The organism is Pseudomonas sp. B22129 (genome assembly GCF_044218875.1).
In the GTDB taxonomy this organism is placed as follows: domain Bacteria; phylum Pseudomonadota; class Gammaproteobacteria; order Pseudomonadales; family Pseudomonadaceae; genus Aquipseudomonas.
Genome location: NZ_CP162592.1, coordinates 216,652 through 234,729 on the forward strand (window position 1 = coordinate 216,652; position 18,078 = coordinate 234,729).

At 61.6% G+C, this 18,078-nt stretch carries 19 protein-coding genes; 11 read left to right on the plus strand and 8 right to left on the minus strand.

The features are described from left to right. Nucleotides 1–28: 28 nt before the first annotated feature. The 6 genes from AB4P94_RS01000 to AB4P94_RS01025 all read left to right on the plus strand — a co-directional run bounded on the left by AB4P94_RS01000 (nucleotide 29) and on the right by AB4P94_RS01025 (nucleotide 6,428). Nucleotides 29–655, plus strand: coding sequence for a DUF1120 domain-containing protein (locus AB4P94_RS01000; protein WP_395609040.1), 627 nt, complete (start codon nucleotides 29–31; stop codon nucleotides 653–655). Between the two features lie 41 nt (nucleotides 656–696). After that, nucleotides 697–1,407 (plus strand): fimbria/pilus chaperone family protein, encoded by a 711-nt coding sequence (locus tag AB4P94_RS01005; RefSeq protein ID WP_395609041.1) that lies wholly within the window; start codon nucleotides 697–699, stop codon nucleotides 1,405–1,407. 137 nt (nucleotides 1,408–1,544) lie between these two features. After that, nucleotides 1,545–3,980, plus strand: a complete 2,436-nt coding sequence (locus AB4P94_RS01010) for a fimbria/pilus outer membrane usher protein (RefSeq protein ID WP_395609042.1) — start codon at nucleotides 1,545–1,547, stop codon at nucleotides 3,978–3,980. Between the two features lie 11 nt (nucleotides 3,981–3,991). Further along, a complete protein-coding gene (locus tag AB4P94_RS01015) occupies nucleotides 3,992–5,119 on the plus strand; it encodes a DUF1120 domain-containing protein (RefSeq protein WP_395609043.1) in 1,128 nt (375 codons plus the stop codon). Nucleotides 5,120–5,129: 10 nt separating this feature from the next. Continuing rightward, the gene (locus AB4P94_RS01020; protein WP_395609044.1) at nucleotides 5,130–5,765 is read left to right on the plus strand and encodes a DUF1120 domain-containing protein; all 636 of its coding nucleotides are present in this window, start codon (nucleotides 5,130–5,132) and stop codon (nucleotides 5,763–5,765) included. A 39-nt stretch (nucleotides 5,766–5,804) separates the two neighbouring features. Beyond that, nucleotides 5,805–6,428: a DUF1120 domain-containing protein gene (locus tag AB4P94_RS01025; RefSeq protein ID WP_395609045.1), complete on the plus strand. Its 624-nt coding sequence runs from the start codon at nucleotides 5,805–5,807 to the stop codon at nucleotides 6,426–6,428. Here AB4P94_RS01025 and AB4P94_RS01030 read toward each other — a convergent pair. After that, nucleotides 6,425–7,678 carry a CynX/NimT family MFS transporter gene (locus tag AB4P94_RS01030; protein ID WP_395609046.1) on the minus strand — a complete coding sequence of 418 codons (1,254 nt, stop codon included), beginning with the start codon at nucleotides 7,676–7,678 and terminating at the stop codon, nucleotides 6,425–6,427. The genes AB4P94_RS01025 and AB4P94_RS01030 overlap by 4 nt on opposite strands. 175 nt (nucleotides 7,679–7,853) lie before the next feature. Between AB4P94_RS01030 and AB4P94_RS01035 the strand changes: the two genes are divergently transcribed. Both AB4P94_RS01035 and AB4P94_RS01040 read left to right on the plus strand, forming a co-directional pair. Then, on the plus strand, nucleotides 7,854–8,165 hold the full coding sequence (locus AB4P94_RS01035; RefSeq protein ID WP_395609047.1) for a type II toxin-antitoxin system MqsR family toxin: 312 nt from the start codon (nucleotides 7,854–7,856) through the stop codon (nucleotides 8,163–8,165). Further along, nucleotides 8,162–8,653: a type II toxin-antitoxin system MqsA family antitoxin gene (locus AB4P94_RS01040; RefSeq protein ID WP_395609048.1), complete on the plus strand. Its 492-nt coding sequence runs from the start codon at nucleotides 8,162–8,164 to the stop codon at nucleotides 8,651–8,653. The genes AB4P94_RS01035 and AB4P94_RS01040 overlap by 4 nt, the downstream gene beginning before the upstream one ends. 51 nt (nucleotides 8,654–8,704) lie before the next feature. On the opposite strand, the gene AB4P94_RS01045 is transcribed toward AB4P94_RS01040, so the two are convergent. The 4 genes from AB4P94_RS01045 to AB4P94_RS01060 form a co-directional block, all read right to left on the minus strand. Continuing rightward, the gene (locus AB4P94_RS01045) at nucleotides 8,705–9,469 is read right to left on the minus strand and encodes an amino acid ABC transporter ATP-binding protein (protein ID WP_003171943.1); all 765 of its coding nucleotides are present in this window, start codon (nucleotides 9,467–9,469) and stop codon (nucleotides 8,705–8,707) included. 11 nt (nucleotides 9,470–9,480) lie between these two features. Further along, a complete protein-coding gene (locus AB4P94_RS01050) occupies nucleotides 9,481–10,578 on the minus strand; it encodes an amino acid ABC transporter permease (RefSeq protein ID WP_200430875.1) in 1,098 nt (365 codons plus the stop codon). 10 nt (nucleotides 10,579–10,588) lie between these two features. Further along, entirely contained in the window at nucleotides 10,589–11,770 is a 1,182-nt protein-coding gene (locus tag AB4P94_RS01055; protein ID WP_395609049.1) for an amino acid ABC transporter permease, read from the minus strand. Nucleotides 11,771–11,842: 72 nt separating this feature from the next. Continuing rightward, nucleotides 11,843–12,874 (minus strand): amino acid ABC transporter substrate-binding protein, encoded by a 1,032-nt coding sequence (locus AB4P94_RS01060; RefSeq protein ID WP_016974565.1) that lies wholly within the window; start codon nucleotides 12,872–12,874, stop codon nucleotides 11,843–11,845. A gap of 346 nt (nucleotides 12,875–13,220) precedes the next feature. Between AB4P94_RS01060 and AB4P94_RS01065 the strand changes: the two genes are divergently transcribed. The 3 genes from AB4P94_RS01065 (at nucleotide 13,221) to AB4P94_RS01075 (ending at nucleotide 16,740) form a co-directional block, all read left to right on the plus strand. Continuing rightward, a complete protein-coding gene (locus tag AB4P94_RS01065) occupies nucleotides 13,221–13,877 on the plus strand; it encodes an alpha/beta hydrolase (RefSeq protein ID WP_395609050.1) in 657 nt (218 codons plus the stop codon). Nucleotides 13,878–13,973: 96 nt separating this feature from the next. Further along, entirely contained in the window at nucleotides 13,974–15,449 is a 1,476-nt protein-coding gene (gene rhlB, locus AB4P94_RS01070; RefSeq protein ID WP_395611411.1) for an ATP-dependent RNA helicase RhlB, read from the plus strand. Nucleotides 15,450–15,600: 151 nt separating this feature from the next. Beyond that, on the plus strand, nucleotides 15,601–16,740 hold the full coding sequence (locus AB4P94_RS01075) for an NAD(P)/FAD-dependent oxidoreductase (RefSeq protein WP_395609051.1): 1,140 nt from the start codon (nucleotides 15,601–15,603) through the stop codon (nucleotides 16,738–16,740). Nucleotides 16,741–16,882: 142 nt separating this feature from the next. Here the strand turns inward: AB4P94_RS01075 and moaE are convergent, their stop codons facing one another. From moaE to moaC, 3 genes are read right to left on the minus strand one after another with little or no spacing between them, the layout of a single operon-like run. Further along, complete coding sequence (gene moaE, locus AB4P94_RS01080; protein WP_395609052.1) at nucleotides 16,883–17,332, minus strand: molybdopterin synthase catalytic subunit MoaE; 450 nt, start codon at nucleotides 17,330–17,332, stop codon at nucleotides 16,883–16,885. A gap of 2 nt (nucleotides 17,333–17,334) precedes the next feature. After that, the gene (moaD, locus tag AB4P94_RS01085; RefSeq protein ID WP_395609053.1) at nucleotides 17,335–17,577 is read right to left on the minus strand and encodes a molybdopterin converting factor subunit 1; all 243 of its coding nucleotides are present in this window, start codon (nucleotides 17,575–17,577) and stop codon (nucleotides 17,335–17,337) included. Then, nucleotides 17,574–18,047: a cyclic pyranopterin monophosphate synthase MoaC gene (gene moaC / locus AB4P94_RS01090; protein ID WP_395609054.1), complete on the minus strand. Its 474-nt coding sequence runs from the start codon at nucleotides 18,045–18,047 to the stop codon at nucleotides 17,574–17,576. Before moaC ends, moaD begins: the two co-directional genes overlap by 4 nt. Nucleotides 18,048–18,078 lie beyond the last annotated feature (31 nt).

The window sequence follows — 18,078 nt, forward strand, 5'->3', positions numbered from 1 at the left end:
TTCCTCAACACGGTTTCAACAACAGACCATGAACACGCTCTCACGCCGCTTGATGTCGCTCTGTCTTTGCCTGACCGCCCCCCCCGCGCTGTGCGCCTCGAAGGTCGACGTGACGTTGACCGGCAGCATCACCCCCAGCGCCTGCACGCCGATCCTGTCGCCCAGCGGCATTGTCGATCACGGGCGAGTGCCGGCCCGCTCGCTCAACCAGTACGAGTTCACCGAACTGCCCGCCAGGACGCTAGACATGAGCGTGGCCTGCAACCAGCCGGTGCTGTTCGTGCTGGTGGGGGTGGACAACCGTGCCGAATCATCCGTGGGGCCGGGTTTTTACTACGGCCTGGGCAACAACGTCCATGCCCCGGCCGAGCGCCTGGGCTCAGTGGCTTTGGCCATCCGCGAAGCGGTCGGTGACGGGCAGCGCGCCATCGTGCTGGCCTCCAGCAACAAGGGCCTGACCTGGTTCCCCGAAACCAACGCCTACCCGGATAACTACATGGGCTTTGCACACCCCGGCACCCTGGTGCCGGACCCGCACAGCGTGCTCACCGCCAAGCTGGAAATCAAAACATCGATCAACGCCGCCGCCTACCTGACCCTCGACCAAGAGGTGCCGCTGGACGGCTCCATCGTGCTAGACCTGAGGTACCTGTAGTCATGTTCCCTTTCCCTTGCGTTACCAAAATAATTACACGGGTGTTCAACCTGGTTCGCTACACCTGTCTGTACCTCGCCGCGCTGACCCTGACGCTGTGGGGCCCCACCCTGGTGCTTGCCGACGGCATGGTGCCGGACACCTCCGTGGTGATCGTTCATGAAGAGGATGGCGAAGCCTCGGTGTCGGTGACCAACACCGACGCCAAACTGGCCTTGCTGCACGTCACGCTGGAAGACATCCCCGAAGACCCGGCTTCGCTGCTGTTTGTCACGCCGCCGCTGACACGGGTCGAGCCAGGCAAAAGCCAGCTGATTCGCTTCATCCTGCAATCACCGGCACCGCTGACCACCCAACGATTGAAACGGGTGATCTTTGAAGGCATGCCCCAGGGCCGCGCGGAGGCTCAGGCCGGGCATGCGCGGGTGGGTGTGACGGTGCGCCAAAATCTGCCGGTGATTCTGCACCCCAAAGGGCTCGCACCGAACCGTACGCCCTGGACCGGCTTGGTCTGGAGCCTGAAGGACCAGCAATTGAGCGTGAACAACCCGACGCCCTACGTGGTCCGCCTGGCCCAGGAGCTGACTCTGTTGCCCGGCAAAGGCTCGGCGTTGCTACCGCGCACCTACGTGCTGCCCGGCGAGACCTTGAGCGTCGCCGCCAGCCAGGCTCAGGCCAGCACCGTGCAGTTGCAACCGGCCACCGTCTACGGGTTTGCGGTCGCGCCTTACGAAGCACCGATCACCCTTTGATCGCAGCGCCGGCGGGACGTGTGCCGGTGCCCTGATAACGAAGTGGCCTCCCATTGAAGGCCACCGGGAGCTCTCCCGCCGCGAAGGATTGGCGCGGGTCTGCCTCCACTATTTGAGTACGACTTGTGAGCACAGTTATGACTGATCGCGACGGCGAAACCGTGCCTGGCGTTTCATCGCTGCGGGCGCGCAGATTGCTGGCGAGCCTGGCGTTGACGCTGGGCACCACGCTGCCAGCGAGTGAAACCCTGGCCGACGAAAGCGCTGGCTCGTTCGACCCGCAAACCTTGTCCCAGCGCGGCATTGACCCGCAATTGGCCAACCTGTTGCTGGAGGCCCCGCGCTTCACCGCAGGGCGTCATGCCCTCAACCTCAACGTGAACGGCCAGCGACGTGGCCGCGTCGATGTGCTGTTCAACGGCCAGGGCGCGCTGTGTTTCACCCAGGCATTGCTGGACGCAGGAAACCTTCGCGTCCCCTCGGACGCCGCCGAGTGCCATGCTTTTCTGGATGCCTACCCGCAAACCGTCATCGAGCAAGACCCCGCCACACTGAGCCTGTCGCTGGTGGTGCCGACCGAGGCGTTACGCCCGGCCGTGCGCGACGTGTCCGGCTACCAGACCGGTGGGTTTGCCGGGCTGCTCAACTATGACCTGAGCGGTCTCTACAACGAATACGGCGACGACAACAGCCGCTTCGGCTCGGCCAATACCGAAGTCGGTTTCAATGCGGGCGACTGGATTGTGCGCAGCCGCCAGGTCCGCACCTGGCAAGACAAGGTGTCACGCACCACGCACCTGGATGCCTACGCCCAACGCACCTTCGCCGAGCAACAGGCGGTGTTCCAGGCCGGGCAGATCAACCTCTACAACCCGGTGCTGGCGGGCGCGCAGATCACCGGCGCCCAAGTGCTCACCGAAACCGCGCTGCAAGACCAGAACCAGGGCGCGACCATCACCGGGATCGCCAACAGCCCGGCCCAGGTGGAGATCCGCCAGAACGGCACGCTGATTCATTCCACCGTGGTGCCGGCCGGGCCCTTTTCCCTCAATGACGTGCGGCGCCTGAACAGCCGCTCCGACGTGGAGGTGACGGTCAAGGAAACCAGCGGCGAAGAGCGGCGCTTTACCGTGCCGGCCGCCATGCTGGGCCTGGGGTTGCCGGCGCCGGGTTATTCGGTCGCGGCCGGGCGCGTGCGCAAGATCGGTGCCGGTGAAGGCGCCGAGCCGTGGGTGGTCAGCGGCGGCTGGAGCGGCGCGCTGCACCCGCAGGTCAGCGTGGGGGCTGGCGTACTGGGCGCCGAAGACTACCGCGCGGTGGGCGCGAACCTTGGCTGGCTACCCTGGCAAGACAGCCAGTTCCAGGTGTCCAGCCAATTCGCCCAGGCCACGCGCAACGGCAACGAGCGCGGCGTACAAACCGACCTGTCGTGGTCGCAACGCCTGACGGAACGCTGGGCAATCACCACCGCCGGTTCCTGGCGCACCCTGGGGTATCGCGACCTCGACGATTCCACCTACACCACCGAGCCCCGCGAACAACGCCAGTCCCGCTACCGCGACCAACAAAGCGCCACCGCGTCATGGTCGCACCCGATGCTGGGCGCGTTCAGTGCCGGTATTTCGCGTTCGTCCTCGTTCACCGGTGACAGCAGCAGCCGCGCGCTGGCGTCGTGGGGCACCAGCTTCGGTCGCGTGTCGGTGTCCGCCAGTGCCGAGTGGCAAGTCGGCGGGCGCCAGCAAAGCGACGACAGCGTTTACCTGAACATCAGCATGCCCTTGGGCGAGAACCGTCGCGGCCGCGCCTGGGCGCGCAATGCCGGAGGGGATCACCGCATCGGTGCCGGGGTCAGCGAACAAATCAACGACCAGCTGAGTTACCAGCTGGGCGTGGAGCGCGACAACCGCGACCGCGAAGTGGAGTCGTCCATCGGCGTCTCGGCGCTGCCGTATTACAGCCAGTTGGACTTCAACTACACCCGCAACAATCAGGAGCGTTCCAGTTATCAAGGCGGCGCGCGCGGAGGTGTGGTGCTGCACGGCGACGGCCTGACCTTTTCGCCCTACCCGGTGCGCGAAACCTTTGCGCTGATGTCGGTGGGCGACATGGCCGGTATCAAGATCAGCACCCCGAGTGGCCCGGTGTGGACCGACTGGCAAGGCCAGGCCGTGGTGCCGCAGCTCAGCCCTTACGGCCGCAGCCCGGTGGAAGTGCAAACCCGCTCGCTGCCGCGCAATGCCGATATCAGCAATGGGTTGGCGGTGCTGTCCGCCGGGCGCGGCGCGGTGGACAAAGTCGAGTTCGGCGTGGCCCTCACCCGCCGTGCGCTGCTGACCGTCACCACGCCAAGTGGCCAACCGTTGCCGCGAGGCGCAGCAGTCAGCACCGCCGACGGTGAGTTCATGACCCTGGTACAGGAAGGCAGCCAAGTGTTCTTGCCGGACGTGCTGGACCGTCGCGAGCTGTGGGTCAGCGCCCCCGGCCAACCCCGTTGCCGCCTGGACTTCGACCTGCCCGAGCGTGGCGATCCCGAAGTGTATTTCGAAACCGCACCGGCGCGGTGCCAACCATGAGGAACTTAACCATGGGCCTGAAACCTGCGTTGTTGTCAGCCAGCCTGCTGCTGAGCACTAACGCCTGGGGCATGGATGACTGCCAGTTGAACCTGAGCGAAACCACGGTGGATTTCGGCCTGATGAACCGGGCCGTCACGCAAGCGATGGCGGTGGAAAACCCGTTGGGCGAACGGCGTTTGAGCCTGACGTTGAAGTGCCCTGAGCCCACAGACCTGAGCGTGTTCTATCGCGGTTTAGCTTCCGGCAGTGAGCGCTTTCAATTTACTCAGCGTGGCAGCTACAGCCTGCGGGCCAGCGATGCGCTGCTGGACGGCCAGGCCGTGGAACTGGGCTTGTTACCCGGCAGCGGCCAACCGGCGGTGAGCAGTGGGGCCGCCCTGCGTTGGCGCCCGGAGCATGGCATCGTGCCTCTGCGTGCCGGGGTGCCTGCCATCGGGCGCAGTTTGTCATTGCAACTGGAAGTCGGCGCCTGGGCCGGGCAAGACGCCTCTCGCGTCAGTGATGCCGTCACCTGGGACGCCAGCGGCGTGTTCGACGCAATCAACACGGGGCGCTCGCGGGAACTGCGCCTGCAAGCCCGCTTCGCTCCGGCAGCCTGTACGCCGAGCCTGTCCAACGGCGGCACGGTAGCGTTCGGCAAATTGTCGGTCATGGACCTGAACATCGACAAGGAAACCACCCTGCCCGCGCGACCGCTGGTGGTCAACGTAGCCTGCGACGCGCCCGCGGTTTTCGCCCTGCGCCTGCAGGACAACCGCCAAGGCTCAGCCACCGGCCCCGGCGATGAATCCACCTACGGCCTGGGGCTCGACGTCCGCCAACAGAAAATCGGGCGCTACCGGCTGATCTTCGACCCGATGCGCGCCACTGCCGACAGTGGCCTTCAGCTGTACCGCACCGACTCGCCCACCGGCACGTTGCCGTGGAGCAGCGCGAGCGCCAACCCGCTGGCAATTGGCGCCAGCCGTTATCTCGGTTTCAGCACCCACACCGGCAGCACCAGCGGCCCCGTGCCGATTCAACAACTCAGCGCCACCACCAGCCTGGAAGCAGTGATCGCACCGCTGGGCACGCTGGACCTGGGCAGTGAAGTGCGCCTCGACGGCGCAGCCACCCTTGAACTCAACTACCTCTAGGAGCTTTCCCATGAAACACCTTCTGATTGCCTTGGCGTTGTTGTCAGGCACTGCGCACGCCGCCTCCACTGTCGACCTGGCTGTCACCGGCCTGATCACGCCCATGGCCTGTACGCCGCTGCTGTCCAGCGGCGGGTTGGTGGACTTCGGCAAGATCTCGCGCAATGACCTCAACCTCACCAATGGCACACGCCTGCCGCACAAGTACCTGACGCTGACCGTCAACTGCAACGCCCCGGGCCGCTTTGCCCTGCGCATGCGCGACAACCGCGACGGCACCGCCCACGTCAACAGCGAGATTTTCTACGGCCTGGGGCTGGACACCAGCGGCAACAAGATCGGCGTGTACTCGGTGAGCTTCGACCCCAGGCAAACCGTGGTCGATGACCTGGCTGTGGTGTACGGCACCGAGTCCACCACCGGCGGCCTGGCCTGGCGCACTGCCAACCTCAACCCCATCGATGTGGGCTCGCGCAGCCTGCTCGGTTTTACCGATGTAGTCGGCAGCACCGCCGGCCCCTCGGCCATCCAGACGCTGACCAGCACCCTGAAGCTGGAAGCCACGATCAACGCCCGGCAGAACCTGGACCTCAGCGTGGAAACGCCGATGGACGGGTCGGCCACGTTGGAAGTTGTGTACCTGTAACACCCTGAACGATCCACTTCCCTAGATAGGAGCAACACTGTGAGCAAGTCCCTGAATACCCTGATCGCCACCCTGATGATCGCTGGCGCCGGCAATAGTTTTGCGGCATCGAGCATCGACCTGAGCGTGCGCGGGCTGATTACCCCAAGCGCTTGTACCCCCGGCCTGGGCAATGGCGGGCAGTTTGAAGTGGGCAAAATTGCGGCCAAAGACTTGAAGGTCAATGACTACACCGTCCTCAGCGACCACTTCACACAAGTCACCGTGACCTGCGAAGCACCGACACTGATGGCCATCGAGCCCAGGGACAACCGGGCGGGTTCAGAAGCCATGGGCGAGCCGGTCTACTTTGGCCTTGGCTTGATCAATGGCGACGAAAAACTCGGGTCGCTCTCGGTTTTTCTGGAGCAAGTCATGGCTGATGGCGTGGCCAGCAGGGCAATTGACTCGCTGGATGGCGGTACAACCTGGGAGCGACATTTTTCCATCGGGCCGGACCGAATCACCTCGGTGGCCAATACCGGGACCTTGACGCCAATTCCTGTTCAGGAATTTTCCGCCAGAATGAGCCTGACCCCGGTTATCGCCCCCACCAGCGGCCTGACCCTCACCGAAGAAGTGCCCATCGACGGCTCGGTCACCCTGACCGTGCGCTACCTCTAAACCTTCTCGCTGGTCACCCCGACGTACAGGGCACGACCAGCCCCTAACCCGGCGAGGATCGCGCCCAGGCCGATCACGCCGAACACCCAGCCGGTGGCGCCCCAGCCACCGGTCCAGTCATGCAGCACACCCACCGCCAACGGGCCCAATGAGGCCAGCGTATAACCGATGCCTTGGGCCATGCCCGACAGGTTGGCCGCCACGTGGGAGTCACGCGAGCGCAGCACAATCAACGTCAGTGCCAGGCTGAACGTACCGCCCTGGCCCAACCCCAGCAGAATCGCCCAGCCCCACAAGCCTCCCAGCGGCGCAAACAGACAGCCAAACAGCCCGCCGAGGGTGAGCAGCATCACCACCACAATGGCCAGGCGTTGGTCTTTGCCTCGCGTAGCCAGCCACGGAGCAGTCAGTGCGCTGAGCAGTTGCACAATGATCGAACCGGACAGCGCCAGCCCGGCTTCCGTGGCGCTCAGCCCGCGACTGATCAAGATCGACGGCACCCAGCCAAACACGATGTAGGCCAGGGAGGATTGCAGGCCCATGTACAGGGTCACTTGCCAGGCCAAGGGATCGCGCAGCAAACCTTTCACCCGATAGGCGACTTGATGAGCGCCGTGTTTCTGCCCGACTTGCGGCAACCAGAACAGCGCCGCGACCAGCGCCGGCACGATCCAGAAGCCCAGGCCAAGGGTCCAGCTGTCACCAAAGTAGTGACTCAGCGGCACCGTGGCTCCGGCCGCCAATGCCGCGCCCAGGCACAGCGCCATGGTGTAGACGCCGGTCATGGTCCCGGCCTGCTTGGCAAAGTCGCGTTTGACGATACCTGGCAACAGCACGCCGATGATGCCAATGCTGGCACCTGCGATCAGGCTGCCGGCGAATAGCCCGGCTTCGCCAAATGAGCTGCGCAGGATGATGCCGCCGGCCAGCGTCAGCAAAATCCCCAGCACCACCCGTTCGGCGCCAAAGCGCCGCGCGAGGATCGGCGCCAGCGGCGCGAACAGGCCCAGGCACAACACCGGCAAGGTGGTCAGCAAACCGGCCTTGGCCGCCGACAACCCCAGGCTGTCGGACACTTCACTGAGCAACGGCGACAGGCTCGACAACGCCGGACGCAGGTTCATTGCCACCAGGACCAGTCCCATGATCAGCAACCACGGACGGCTCACCACCGGCGGGCGGTGTTGCACCACTTCGTCGTCGGCTTCGGCGTCGATCAACAGTTCTTCGAGCTTGGTTTCAGAGGTCATGGATAACTGCCGGCAGAGGGATGGGCGTTTGCCCTGATAGCTGGTTGAAAAGTCCCACAGCCTATTCGGACGCGCCTACAAGAGCAACGCACTAGGTTTCTTAGGCAGGAAAAGGAGCAGTATTTTTGATTGGTAAAATTACCCTTAGAGGGTAATTATTGGACTCAGGTGTCTTATGGAAAAGTACACACCTCATTACGATTTGGCGGTGATAAAGGCGGATGTGAGACGGCTTGGCAGGAGAGCGTTTACCCAGACAGCACAACGGTGCGGCAGGGAACTCCACTTCAGTATCAAGGAGATGCAGGATGCCATCTATGAGTTACAAAACTGGATGTTGTACAAGTCGATGACCACTCATAGGGACCATCGAGTTTGGCAGGACGTGTATCACACGCACTCAAGAGATAGGGAGATTTACATCAAGGTCACTTACTCCCCGGACGGTGACCCTCCGGTGATCTCCTTCAAGGAGAAGAACCTATGAAAGTAAAAGATTGCTACATCTGTGGGGCTCCCGACGCATTGCATTATTTCGAGGGTCGCAGTGAAACCATCAGTGTCAAAGGCATGGAGCGTCGGGTGGATAACCTTTCCGGCTGGGAATGCCACGTATGCGGCGACGGTTTTTGGGATCCCAATAACGATAGTGCAGATCGGTATGGAGAAGCAGGCGATGAGCTCGTCATAGCTGCCCAAAAGATGATTGGCGCGGAGATGAAACGTATCCGCCGCAAATTGCACCTTACCCAAAAAGAGGCGGTGAAATTGCTGTCCGGTGGCGGCCACAACGCCTTCTCTCGCTACGAACGTGGCGAGCTTCTTCCCCCCAAGCCGCTGGTATTACTGATGCGGTTATTGGATCGTCACCCGCATTTGCTGGCGGATGCAGAAGTCTTAGCCGAAGGCGCTGACATGCGTGGCGCCTTCACCTACACCGTGAACAACGACGCAGAAGCACTCAAAGCGTCCTAGCCCCAAAAAACAAACCCGGCACAGTGCCGGGTTTGTTTGTTCAACCCTCGATCAATGCAAAATCTGGCTCAAGAACAACTTGGTCCGGTCATTTTGCGGGTTGTCGAAGAAGTCATTCGGCGCTGCCTGCTCAACGATTTCGCCCTTGTCCATGAAGATCACGCGGTTGGCCACGGTGCGGGCGAAGCCCATTTCGTGGGTCACACACAACATGGTCATGCCGTCTTCGGCGAGGCCGATCATGGTGTCGAGTACTTCCTTCACCATTTCCGGGTCGAGTGCCGAGGTCGGCTCGTCGAACAGCATGATTTTCGGCTTCATGCACAGTGCGCGGGCAATCGCCACACGCTGTTGCTGGCCGCCGGACAATTGCCCCGGAAACTTGTGGGCCTGCTCCGGAATGCGCACGCGTTCCAGGTAGTGCATGGCAATTTCTTCGGCCTTGCGCTTGGGCATCTTGCGCACCCACATCGGCGCCAGCGTGCAGTTCTGCAGGATGGTCAGGTGCGGGAACAGGTTGAAGTGCTGGAACACCATGCCGACCTCACGGCGGATCGCTTCGATCTGCTTGAGGTCGTTGGTCAGTTCCACACCATCAACCACGATGCGGCCCTGCTGGTGTTCTTCCAGCCGGTTGAGGCAGCGGATGGTGGTGGACTTGCCCGAGCCCGACGGGCCGCACAGCACGATACGCTCGCCCTGCTTGACGTTGAGGTTGATGTCTTTCAACACGTGGAACTGGCCGTACCACTTGTTGACGCCCTGCATCTGGATAATGCCTTCAGGGCTCACAGGCTGTTTGATTGCTTCGCTCATAACAACAACTCCTAACGCTTGTGGCCTGTGTCGAGCTTGCGTTCCAAATGAATGGAATAGCGCGACATACCAAAACAGAAAATCCAGAACACCAGGGCGGCGAACACGTAGCCTTCGGTGGCCATGCCCAGCCATTTAGGGTCGGCGGCGGCTTGTTTGACGCTGTTGAGCAGGTCGAACAGGCCGATGATGATCACGAGGCTCGTGTCTTTGAACAGCGCAATAAAGGTGTTCACGATGCCGGGGATCACCAGTTTCAGGGCTTGCGGCAGAATCACCAGGCCCATGCTGCGCCAGTAACCCAGGCCCATCGCTGCAGCCGCTTCGTACTGACCTTTGGGAATGGCCTGCAAGCCGCCGCGCACCACTTCAGCCACGTAGGCCGACTGGAACAGGATCACGCCAATCAAGGCCCGCAGCAGCTTGTCGAAATTCATGCCTTCAGGCAGGAACAGCGGCAGCATCACCGAGGACATGAACAGCACCGTGATCAACGGCACGCCGCGCCAGAACTCGATGAAGGTCACGCAGATCACGCGAATTGCCGGCATGTTCGAACGCCGCCCCAGCGCCAACACAATCCCCAGCGGCAAAGCCCCGGCGATGCCGACGGTGGCAATCACCAGGGTCAGCATCAGGCCGCCCCATTTGTCGGCCGGCACGTTGGTCAAGCCAAAGATACCGCCGTGCAAGAGGAAGAATGCGACGACCGGATACACCACCAGGAAGCACAGGCCGTAGATCGCCTTGCGTTTGAAACGCGAGATGAACAACGGCGCCACACCCACGATGGCCAGCCACACGGTCAGGTCCACGCGCCAGCGCAGGTCGACGGGGTAGTAACCGTACATGAACTGCCCGAAGCGCTGCTGGATGAACACCCAGCAAGCGCCTTCCTTGGTGCAATCGGCACGCGTGGTGCCGACCCAGTTGGCGTCCAGAATCGCCCAATGCAAAATCGGCGGCACCACCAGATAGACCAAGTAGATCGCCAGGAATGTCAGCAGGGTGTTGAGCCAGCTGGAAAACAGGTTTGCGCGCATCCAGGCCATCGGTCCGAAGACCTTGTTCGGCGGCGGCATATCAGGTTTGAAAGTATGAGAACTCATGTGTGTTTCCTCACCGCTCGATCAGCGCAATGCGCTTGTTGTACCAGTTCATCAGCAGGGAAATACTGATGCTGATCGACAAGTACACGCTCATGGTGATGGCTATGACTTCGATGGACTGACCGGTTTGGTTGAGCACCGTACCGGCAAACAGCGAAACCATTTCCGGATAACCGATACCGGCGGCCAGCGACGAGTTTTTCACCAGGTTCAGGTATTGGCTGGTCAGTGGCGGAATGATCACCCGCAGGGCTTGCGGGATGATGACCTTGCGCAGCGTCGGCCCAGGGCGCAGGCCCAGGGAGCGCGCGGCTTCGGTCTGGCCGTGACTCACAGACTGAATACCTGAACGAACGATCTCGGAGATAAAGGCTGCCGTGTAAACGGTAAGTGCCAGGGTCAGCGCCAACAGTTCGGGGATCAATACCCACCCGCCGACGAAGTTGAAGCCCTGCAGCCTGGGCATTTCCCAGTGCAACGGCGCGCCGAACACCAAGGCACACAACGTCGGGATCACGATGAACAGCGCAAGGCCCGCCCAGAACTTGTGGAACGGCACACCGGTGGCTTCAAAGCGCTTGTTGGCCCAACGCGCCATCAGCACGATCGCTACGATGGCCACCACGATACTGGCCACAAACGGCCAGAAACCCTCAGCCGCCTGCGCGGCCGGCATATTAAGGCCCCGGGCGCTCATGAAGAACGTATCGTTAAAGTTATGGCTGTTACGCGGCAACGGCATGGTCAGGAAAACCGCGAAATACCAGAACAGGATCTGTAGCAGCGGCGGGATGTTGCGGAATATCTCCACATACACGGTCGCCAGCTTGTTGATCATCCAGTTCGGCGACAGCCGCGCCACGCCAATGATGAACCCGAGCACTGTCGCCAGGATTACGCCGATAAAGCTCACCAGCAAGGTGTTGAGCAACCCGATCACAAAGACCCGGGCATAGCTGTCCGATTCGGTGTAGTCGATCAAATGCTGCGCGATGCCGAACCCGGCACTGCGCTCAAGAAAGTCGAAACCCGAGGTAATGCCCCGGTGTTGCATGTTGGTCTGGGTATTGTTGAAGAGGTACCAGCCCAGCGAGACCACCGCCACAATCGTGATGATCTGGAAGAGCCACGCACGCACTTTAGGGTCGCTGAAGCTGAGCTTCTGCTTTGGTGCGCCGATTTGATTTTGCATGAAGTGCCCCGGAAAGAATGGAACAGAACATCACCCGGCGGTTGGCCCACCGGGTGACAGAACCATCAGCGATCAGCGCACAGGGGGTGCGTATTGAATGCCGCCGTTGTTCCACAGCGCGTTCAGGCCACGGTCGATTTCCAGCGGAGTGCTCTTGCCCAGGTTGCGCTCGAACATTTCACCGTAGTTACCGACTTGCTTGACGATCTGTACAACCCAGTCTTTCTTCACTTTCAGGTCTTTGCCGTATTCGCCGTCAGCACCGAGCAGACGGGCAACGTCCGGGTTCTTGGTGGACTTGGCTTCAGCTTCAACGTTTTTGGAGGTAATGCCGGCCTCTTCAGCGTTGAGCATGGCATAGCCAACCCAGCGCACGATGGCCAGCCACTCGTCGTCGCCGTTACGCACGACCGGGCCCAAAGGTTCTTTGGAGATGGTTTCCGGCAGAACCACGTAGTCCTTCGGCGAAGCCAGCTTGCTGCGCTGGGCAAACAGTTGGGACTTGTCGGAGGTCAGCACGTCGCAACGGCCGGATTCCAGCGACTTGGCGCTTTCATCGGAGGTGTCGAAGGTGATCGGGGTGTACTTGAGGTTGTTGGCGCGGAAGTAGTCGGAAACGTTCAGCTCGGTGGTGGTACCGGCCTGGATGCAGATGGTTGCACCGTCCAGTTCCTTGGCACTTTTCACGCCCAGCTTGTTGTTTACCAGGAAGCCGATGCCGTCGTAGTAAGTGATGAAGCCCGGGAATTTCAGGCCCATGCCGGCATCGCGGGAGCTGGTCATGGTGGTGTTACGCGACAGAATGTCGACTTCGCCGGACTGAAGCGCGGTGAAACGCTCCTTGGCATTCAACTGGCTGAATTTGACCTTGGTAGCGTCGCCGAAAACGGCAGCGGCTACAGCGCGGCATACGTCAGCGTCGATCCCCAGGATCTTGCCGCTGGCATCGGGTACCGAGAAGCCCGGCAGACCGTCACTCACGCCACATTGTACGAAGCCTTTCTTCTGCACGGCATCCAGAGTGGCGCCAGCTTGGGCGAAACCGCTGACACCCAGTACAGCCGCCGCACACACGATGGCCAGGGTGGATTTCAATACCTTCATTCAAACCTCCAGTTTTGCTCTTGTTGTGTCGGAGCTCGAACCTCAGCGCACCCTTATGAGGCGATATCGACCTGTGTTGGCTTTTTTTAGGTCAAGCGGCATGAAGTTGTCGCAGTAATTCCAGTTGCTATCCCACAAGCGGCAGTCACTGATAGTGTTACCGTCCCGGGATAGTTCTGACATCGACCTACACATAGCAAGCCCCGTACCAGAGTGCTGGCTGAGTCGTTTCAGCCCATGGTCAATATAAAAAGATTCAACGTTGCGACATTCTCTTAACAGATCAACGCATTGCGCACCGTTCCGATGCACCCAATCGGAGCGCACGCACATATATGGAGCAGACATGACCGAACCCTTGATTCTTCAGCCCGCCAAGCCCGCAGACGCCTGCGTTATCTGGTTGCATGGCCTGGGTGCCGATCGCTACGACTTTTTGCCGGTGGCCGAGGCGCTGCAGGAAACTTTACTCACCACCCGCTTCGTTTTGCCCCAGGCGCCTACCCGCCCGGTGACGATCAACGGCGGCTACGAAATGCCCAGCTGGTACGACATCAAGGCCATGAGCCCGGCCCGCTCCATCAGCCTGGAAGAGCTGGAAACCTCGGCCAAAACCGTCACGGATTTGATGGAAGACCAGAAGAGAACCGGAATAGACGCCTCGCGCATTTTCCTGGCCGGCTTTTCCCAAGGCGGCGCCGTGGTGTTCCACACCGCTTTCCTTAAATGGCAGGGCCCCTTGGGTGGCGTGATCGCCCTCTCCACCTACGCCCCGACCTTTGGTGATGAGCTGCAATTGTCCGCCAGCCAGCAGCGCATTCCCGCCCTGTGCCTGCACGGCCAGTACGATGACGTGGTACAGAACGCCATGGGCCGCAGCGCCTACGAGCATTTGAAGACCCGTGGTGTCACCGTGACATGGCAGGAATACCCAATGGGCCACGAAGTGTTACCCGAGGAGATACGCGATATTGGTGCCTGGTTGACCGCTCGCCTGGGCTGAAAACCACACATTATGTAGCCACATGACAGACGCACTACGCCGCGCCCGATTCTTGCATTACACTGGCCGGCGTACATTCCTTAACCAATTAATGAGATCACCGTGCTCAAAGCACTTAAGAAGATGTTCGGCAAAAGCGAGGCTGAGCCGCTCGCGCCTGTTCCCAGTGCTCCTGTCCCTACTGCCAGCAGCCGCAATGACGGTAAACAGCCCGACCGGACCGCACCTGTCGCTTCCGAGAAAAAGCCGCCGGTGACACCGCCTGAACAGGCCACTCCTGCCGAGGCTGCGCCAGCGCCAGCACCTGCGCCGAAAGCAGCTCGCCGTGAACGCGCGCCAAAACCGCCCGTTATTGCGTGGAAACTCGAAGATTTCGTCGTCGAGCCCCAGGAAGGCAAAACCCGCTTCCACGATTTCAAACTGGCCCCGGAGCTGATGCACGCCATCCAGGACCTGGGCTTTCCGTACTGCACGCCGATCCAGGCGCAGGTCCTGGGCTTCACCCTCGCCGGCAAAGACGCCATCGGCCGCGCCCAAACCGGTACCGGCAAGACCGCCGCGTTCCTGATCTCGATCATCACCCAGCTGCTACAGACCCCGCCGCCCAAAGAGCGCTACATGGGTGAGCCGCGTGCACTGATCATCGCCCCGACCCGCGAGCTGGTGGTGCAGATCGCCAAGGACGCCGCCGACCTGACCAAGTACACCGGCCTCAACGTCATGACGTTCGTGGGCGGCATGGACTTCGACAAACAGCTCAAGCACCTCGAAGCGCGCCATTGCGACATCCTGGTCGCAACGCCGGGCCGCCTGCTCGACTTCAACCAGCGTGGCGACGTGCACCTGGACATGGTCGAAGTGATGGTGCTGGACGAAGCCGACCGCATGCTCGACATGGGTTTCATCCCGCAAGTGCGTCAGATCATTCGCCAGACCCCGCCGAAAAACGAGCGCCAGACCCTGCTGTTCTCCGCGACCTTCACCGAAGACGTGATGAACCTCGCCAAGCAGTGGACCACCGACCCGTCCATCGTCGAGATCGAAGCGCTGAACGTCGCCAGCGAAAACGTTGAGCAACACATCTACGCCGTGGCCGGTGCCGACAAGTACAAGCTGCTCTATAACCTGGTCAACGACAATGGTTGGGAACGCGTGATGGTGTTTGCCAACCGCAAGGACGAGGTGCGCCGCATCGAAGAGCGCCTGGTGCGCGATGGCGTCAACGCCGCGCAACTGTCGGGCGACGTGCCGCAGCACAAACGCATCAAGACCCTGGAAGGTTTCCGCGAAGGCAAGATTCGCGTGCTGGTGGCCACCGACGTGGCCGGTCGCGGGATTCACATCGACGGCATCAGCCACGTGATCAACTTCACCCTGCCGGAAGTGCCGGACGACTACGTGCACCGCATTGGGCGTACCGGGCGTGCAGGCGCAGCCGGTGTGTCGATCAGCTTTGCCGGTGAAGATGACTCGTATCAGTTGCCGTCGATCGAGACGTTGCTGGGGCGCAAGATCAGCTGTGAAACGCCACCGACACACTTGCTGCGGGCCGTGGAGCGCAAGCGCCCGTAAGCTCGAATGCGGTAAAAAATGTGGGAGCGGGCTTGCTCGCGAATGCGGTACATCAGTCAATATATCAGGCGACTGATACACCGCATTCGCGAGCAAGCCCGCTCCCACATTTGTTTGGCGGTGCTTTCAAGTGAATATTCCAGGAGGGATCATGAACCACGCCGACTTCATCATCATCGGCGGCGGCATTGCCGGGGCGTCCGCCGGCTACTGGCTGTCGCAGCATGCGCGCGTCATCGTGCTGGAGCGCGAGTCGATGCCGGGTTACCACTCCACCGGGCGCTCCGCCGCGCTGTACATCGCCGCCTACGGCACCCCGCAAGTCCGTGCCCTGACCCTGGGCAGCCGCGCATTCTTCGACCATCCGCCCGCTGGTTTCACCGAACATCCCTTGCTGACACCCCGTGGCGAAATCGTGGTGGACCTGATCGGCGATCCGGTAGAGCTGCAACGCCAGTTCCTGAAAGCCAAGGCACTGGTGCCGCAAACCCGCCTGCTGGACGTGGAGGACGCGATGAACATGATGCCGATCCTGCGCCCGGAAAAAGTCCACGGCGCCTTCTGCGATCCAACGGTATGCGACATCGACACCGACGCGCTTTACCAAGGCTACCTGCGTGGCATTCGGCGCAACGGCGGTGAAATCCACACCGACAGCGATGTGCAACATTTGCACCGCGATGAACAGGGCGTGTGGCAAGTACGCACGGCGCACCAACCCTTCAGCGCGCCCGTGGTGATCAACGCCGCCGGGGCCTGGGCCGACGCCCTTGCCGAGCTCGCCGGCGTGCGCAAAATCGGCCTGCAACCCAAGCGCCGCAGTGCCTTCATCTTTGCGCCGCCAGCGGGCGTGGATATTCATGCCTGGCCCGAGCTGGCGGCCCTGGACGGTTCGTTCTACATGAAGCCGGACGCGGGCATGTTCCTTGGTTCACCGGCCAACGCCGACCCGGTCGAACCCCACGACGTACAGCCCGAAGAACTGGACATCGCCATGGGCATCTACCACATCGAAGCCGCCACCACCCTCACCATCCGCCGCCCGACACGCACCTGGGCCGGGCTGCGCAGCTTTGTCAGTGATGGGGATTTAGTGTGCGGGTTCGATCCGCAGGTGGAAGGGTTTTTCTGGGTGGCAGCCCAAGGCGGTTACGGCATCCAGACCTCGCCGGCCATGGGCCAGGCCAGTGCGGCGCTGGTCCGCGGCGAGCCGTTGCCCGAGGCGCTTGTCAGCGTGGGTTTGACCGAGGCGATGCTGTCGCCCACAAGGCTAAATCTTCACGCGCTCTAATCCGCCGCAGATCAAATGTGGGAGCTGGCATGTGTGGGAGCTGGCTTGCCTGCGATGCAAGCACCTCGGTGTTTCAGTTGCACCGCAGTGATGCTATCGCAGGCAAGCCAGCTCCCACACAAGTTCACATTGGCATCAGGTATTACTTCCAGCGCTCCGCCGCCGCGTGATCACTGCTGCGCCCTTCCACCCAACGCGGGCCTTCGCAGGTGTTTTCCTTCTTCCAGAACGGCGCGCGGGTCTTCAGGTAATCCATCACAAACGCACACGCATCAAACGCGGCCTGGCGATGCGCGCTGGCAACGCCGACAAACACGATCGGCTCGCCCGGCTCCAGCGCGCCGACGCGGTGCAGCACTTCGAGCTTGAGCAGCGGCCAGCGTTGCTCGGCTTCCACGACGATCTTGGCCAGGGCTTTTTCGGTCATGCCGGGGTAGTGTTCAAGGAACATGCCCGACACATCGCGGCCATCATTGAAGTCACGCACGTAGCCGACAAAACTCACCACCGCGCCCACGCCCACATTGGCCGCGTGCATGGCATTCACCTCTGCGCCGGGGTCAAACGCCTCGGCCTGCACCCGAATGGCCACCGTCAGCCTCCGGTCACGGGCGGGAAGAACGCCACTTCGTCACCGGCTTGCACCGGCTCTTCGAGGCCACACAGCTCTTCGTTGCGGGCACACATCAAACTGCTCTCGTTGAGCACCGCAAACTCCGGGTCACTGGCCAGCGCCAGACGCACGGCATCGACGGTGGCAAAATCGCCTTCCATCTCCAGTGAATCAAACCCCACCGCTTCGGCGTAGCGTGCAAAAAACAATACGTTGATGCTCATGCCTGGTCCGCCTTGAAGTGCCCGCTTTTACCGCCGAGCTTTTCCAGCAGGCGTATGGTTTCGATGGTCATGCCGCGGTCCACGGCCTTGCACATGTCATAGATCGTCAGCGCCGCGACGCTGGCGGCGGTCAGTGCTTCCATCTCCACGCCGGTCTGGCCGCTGAGCTTGCAGCGCGCGAGGATATGTACGGCGTCCACGCCATCGGCGCGCAGTTCAACCTTGACGCCGGTGAGCATCAGCGGGTGGCACAAGGGGATCAAATCACTGGTTTTTTTTGCGGCCTGGATCCCGGCAATGCGGGCCACGGCAAACACGTCGCCCTTGGGATGGGCGCCGTCGACAATCATTTTCAGGGTCTCGGGCAGCATGCGCACCCGCGCTTCAGCCACAGCCTCACGGAACGTCACGGCTTTGTCGGTGACGTCGACCATATGGGCGCGACCTTGGGAATCGAGATGAGTCAGCACAGGGATACTCCTGATCAGGAGCAGCAATTGT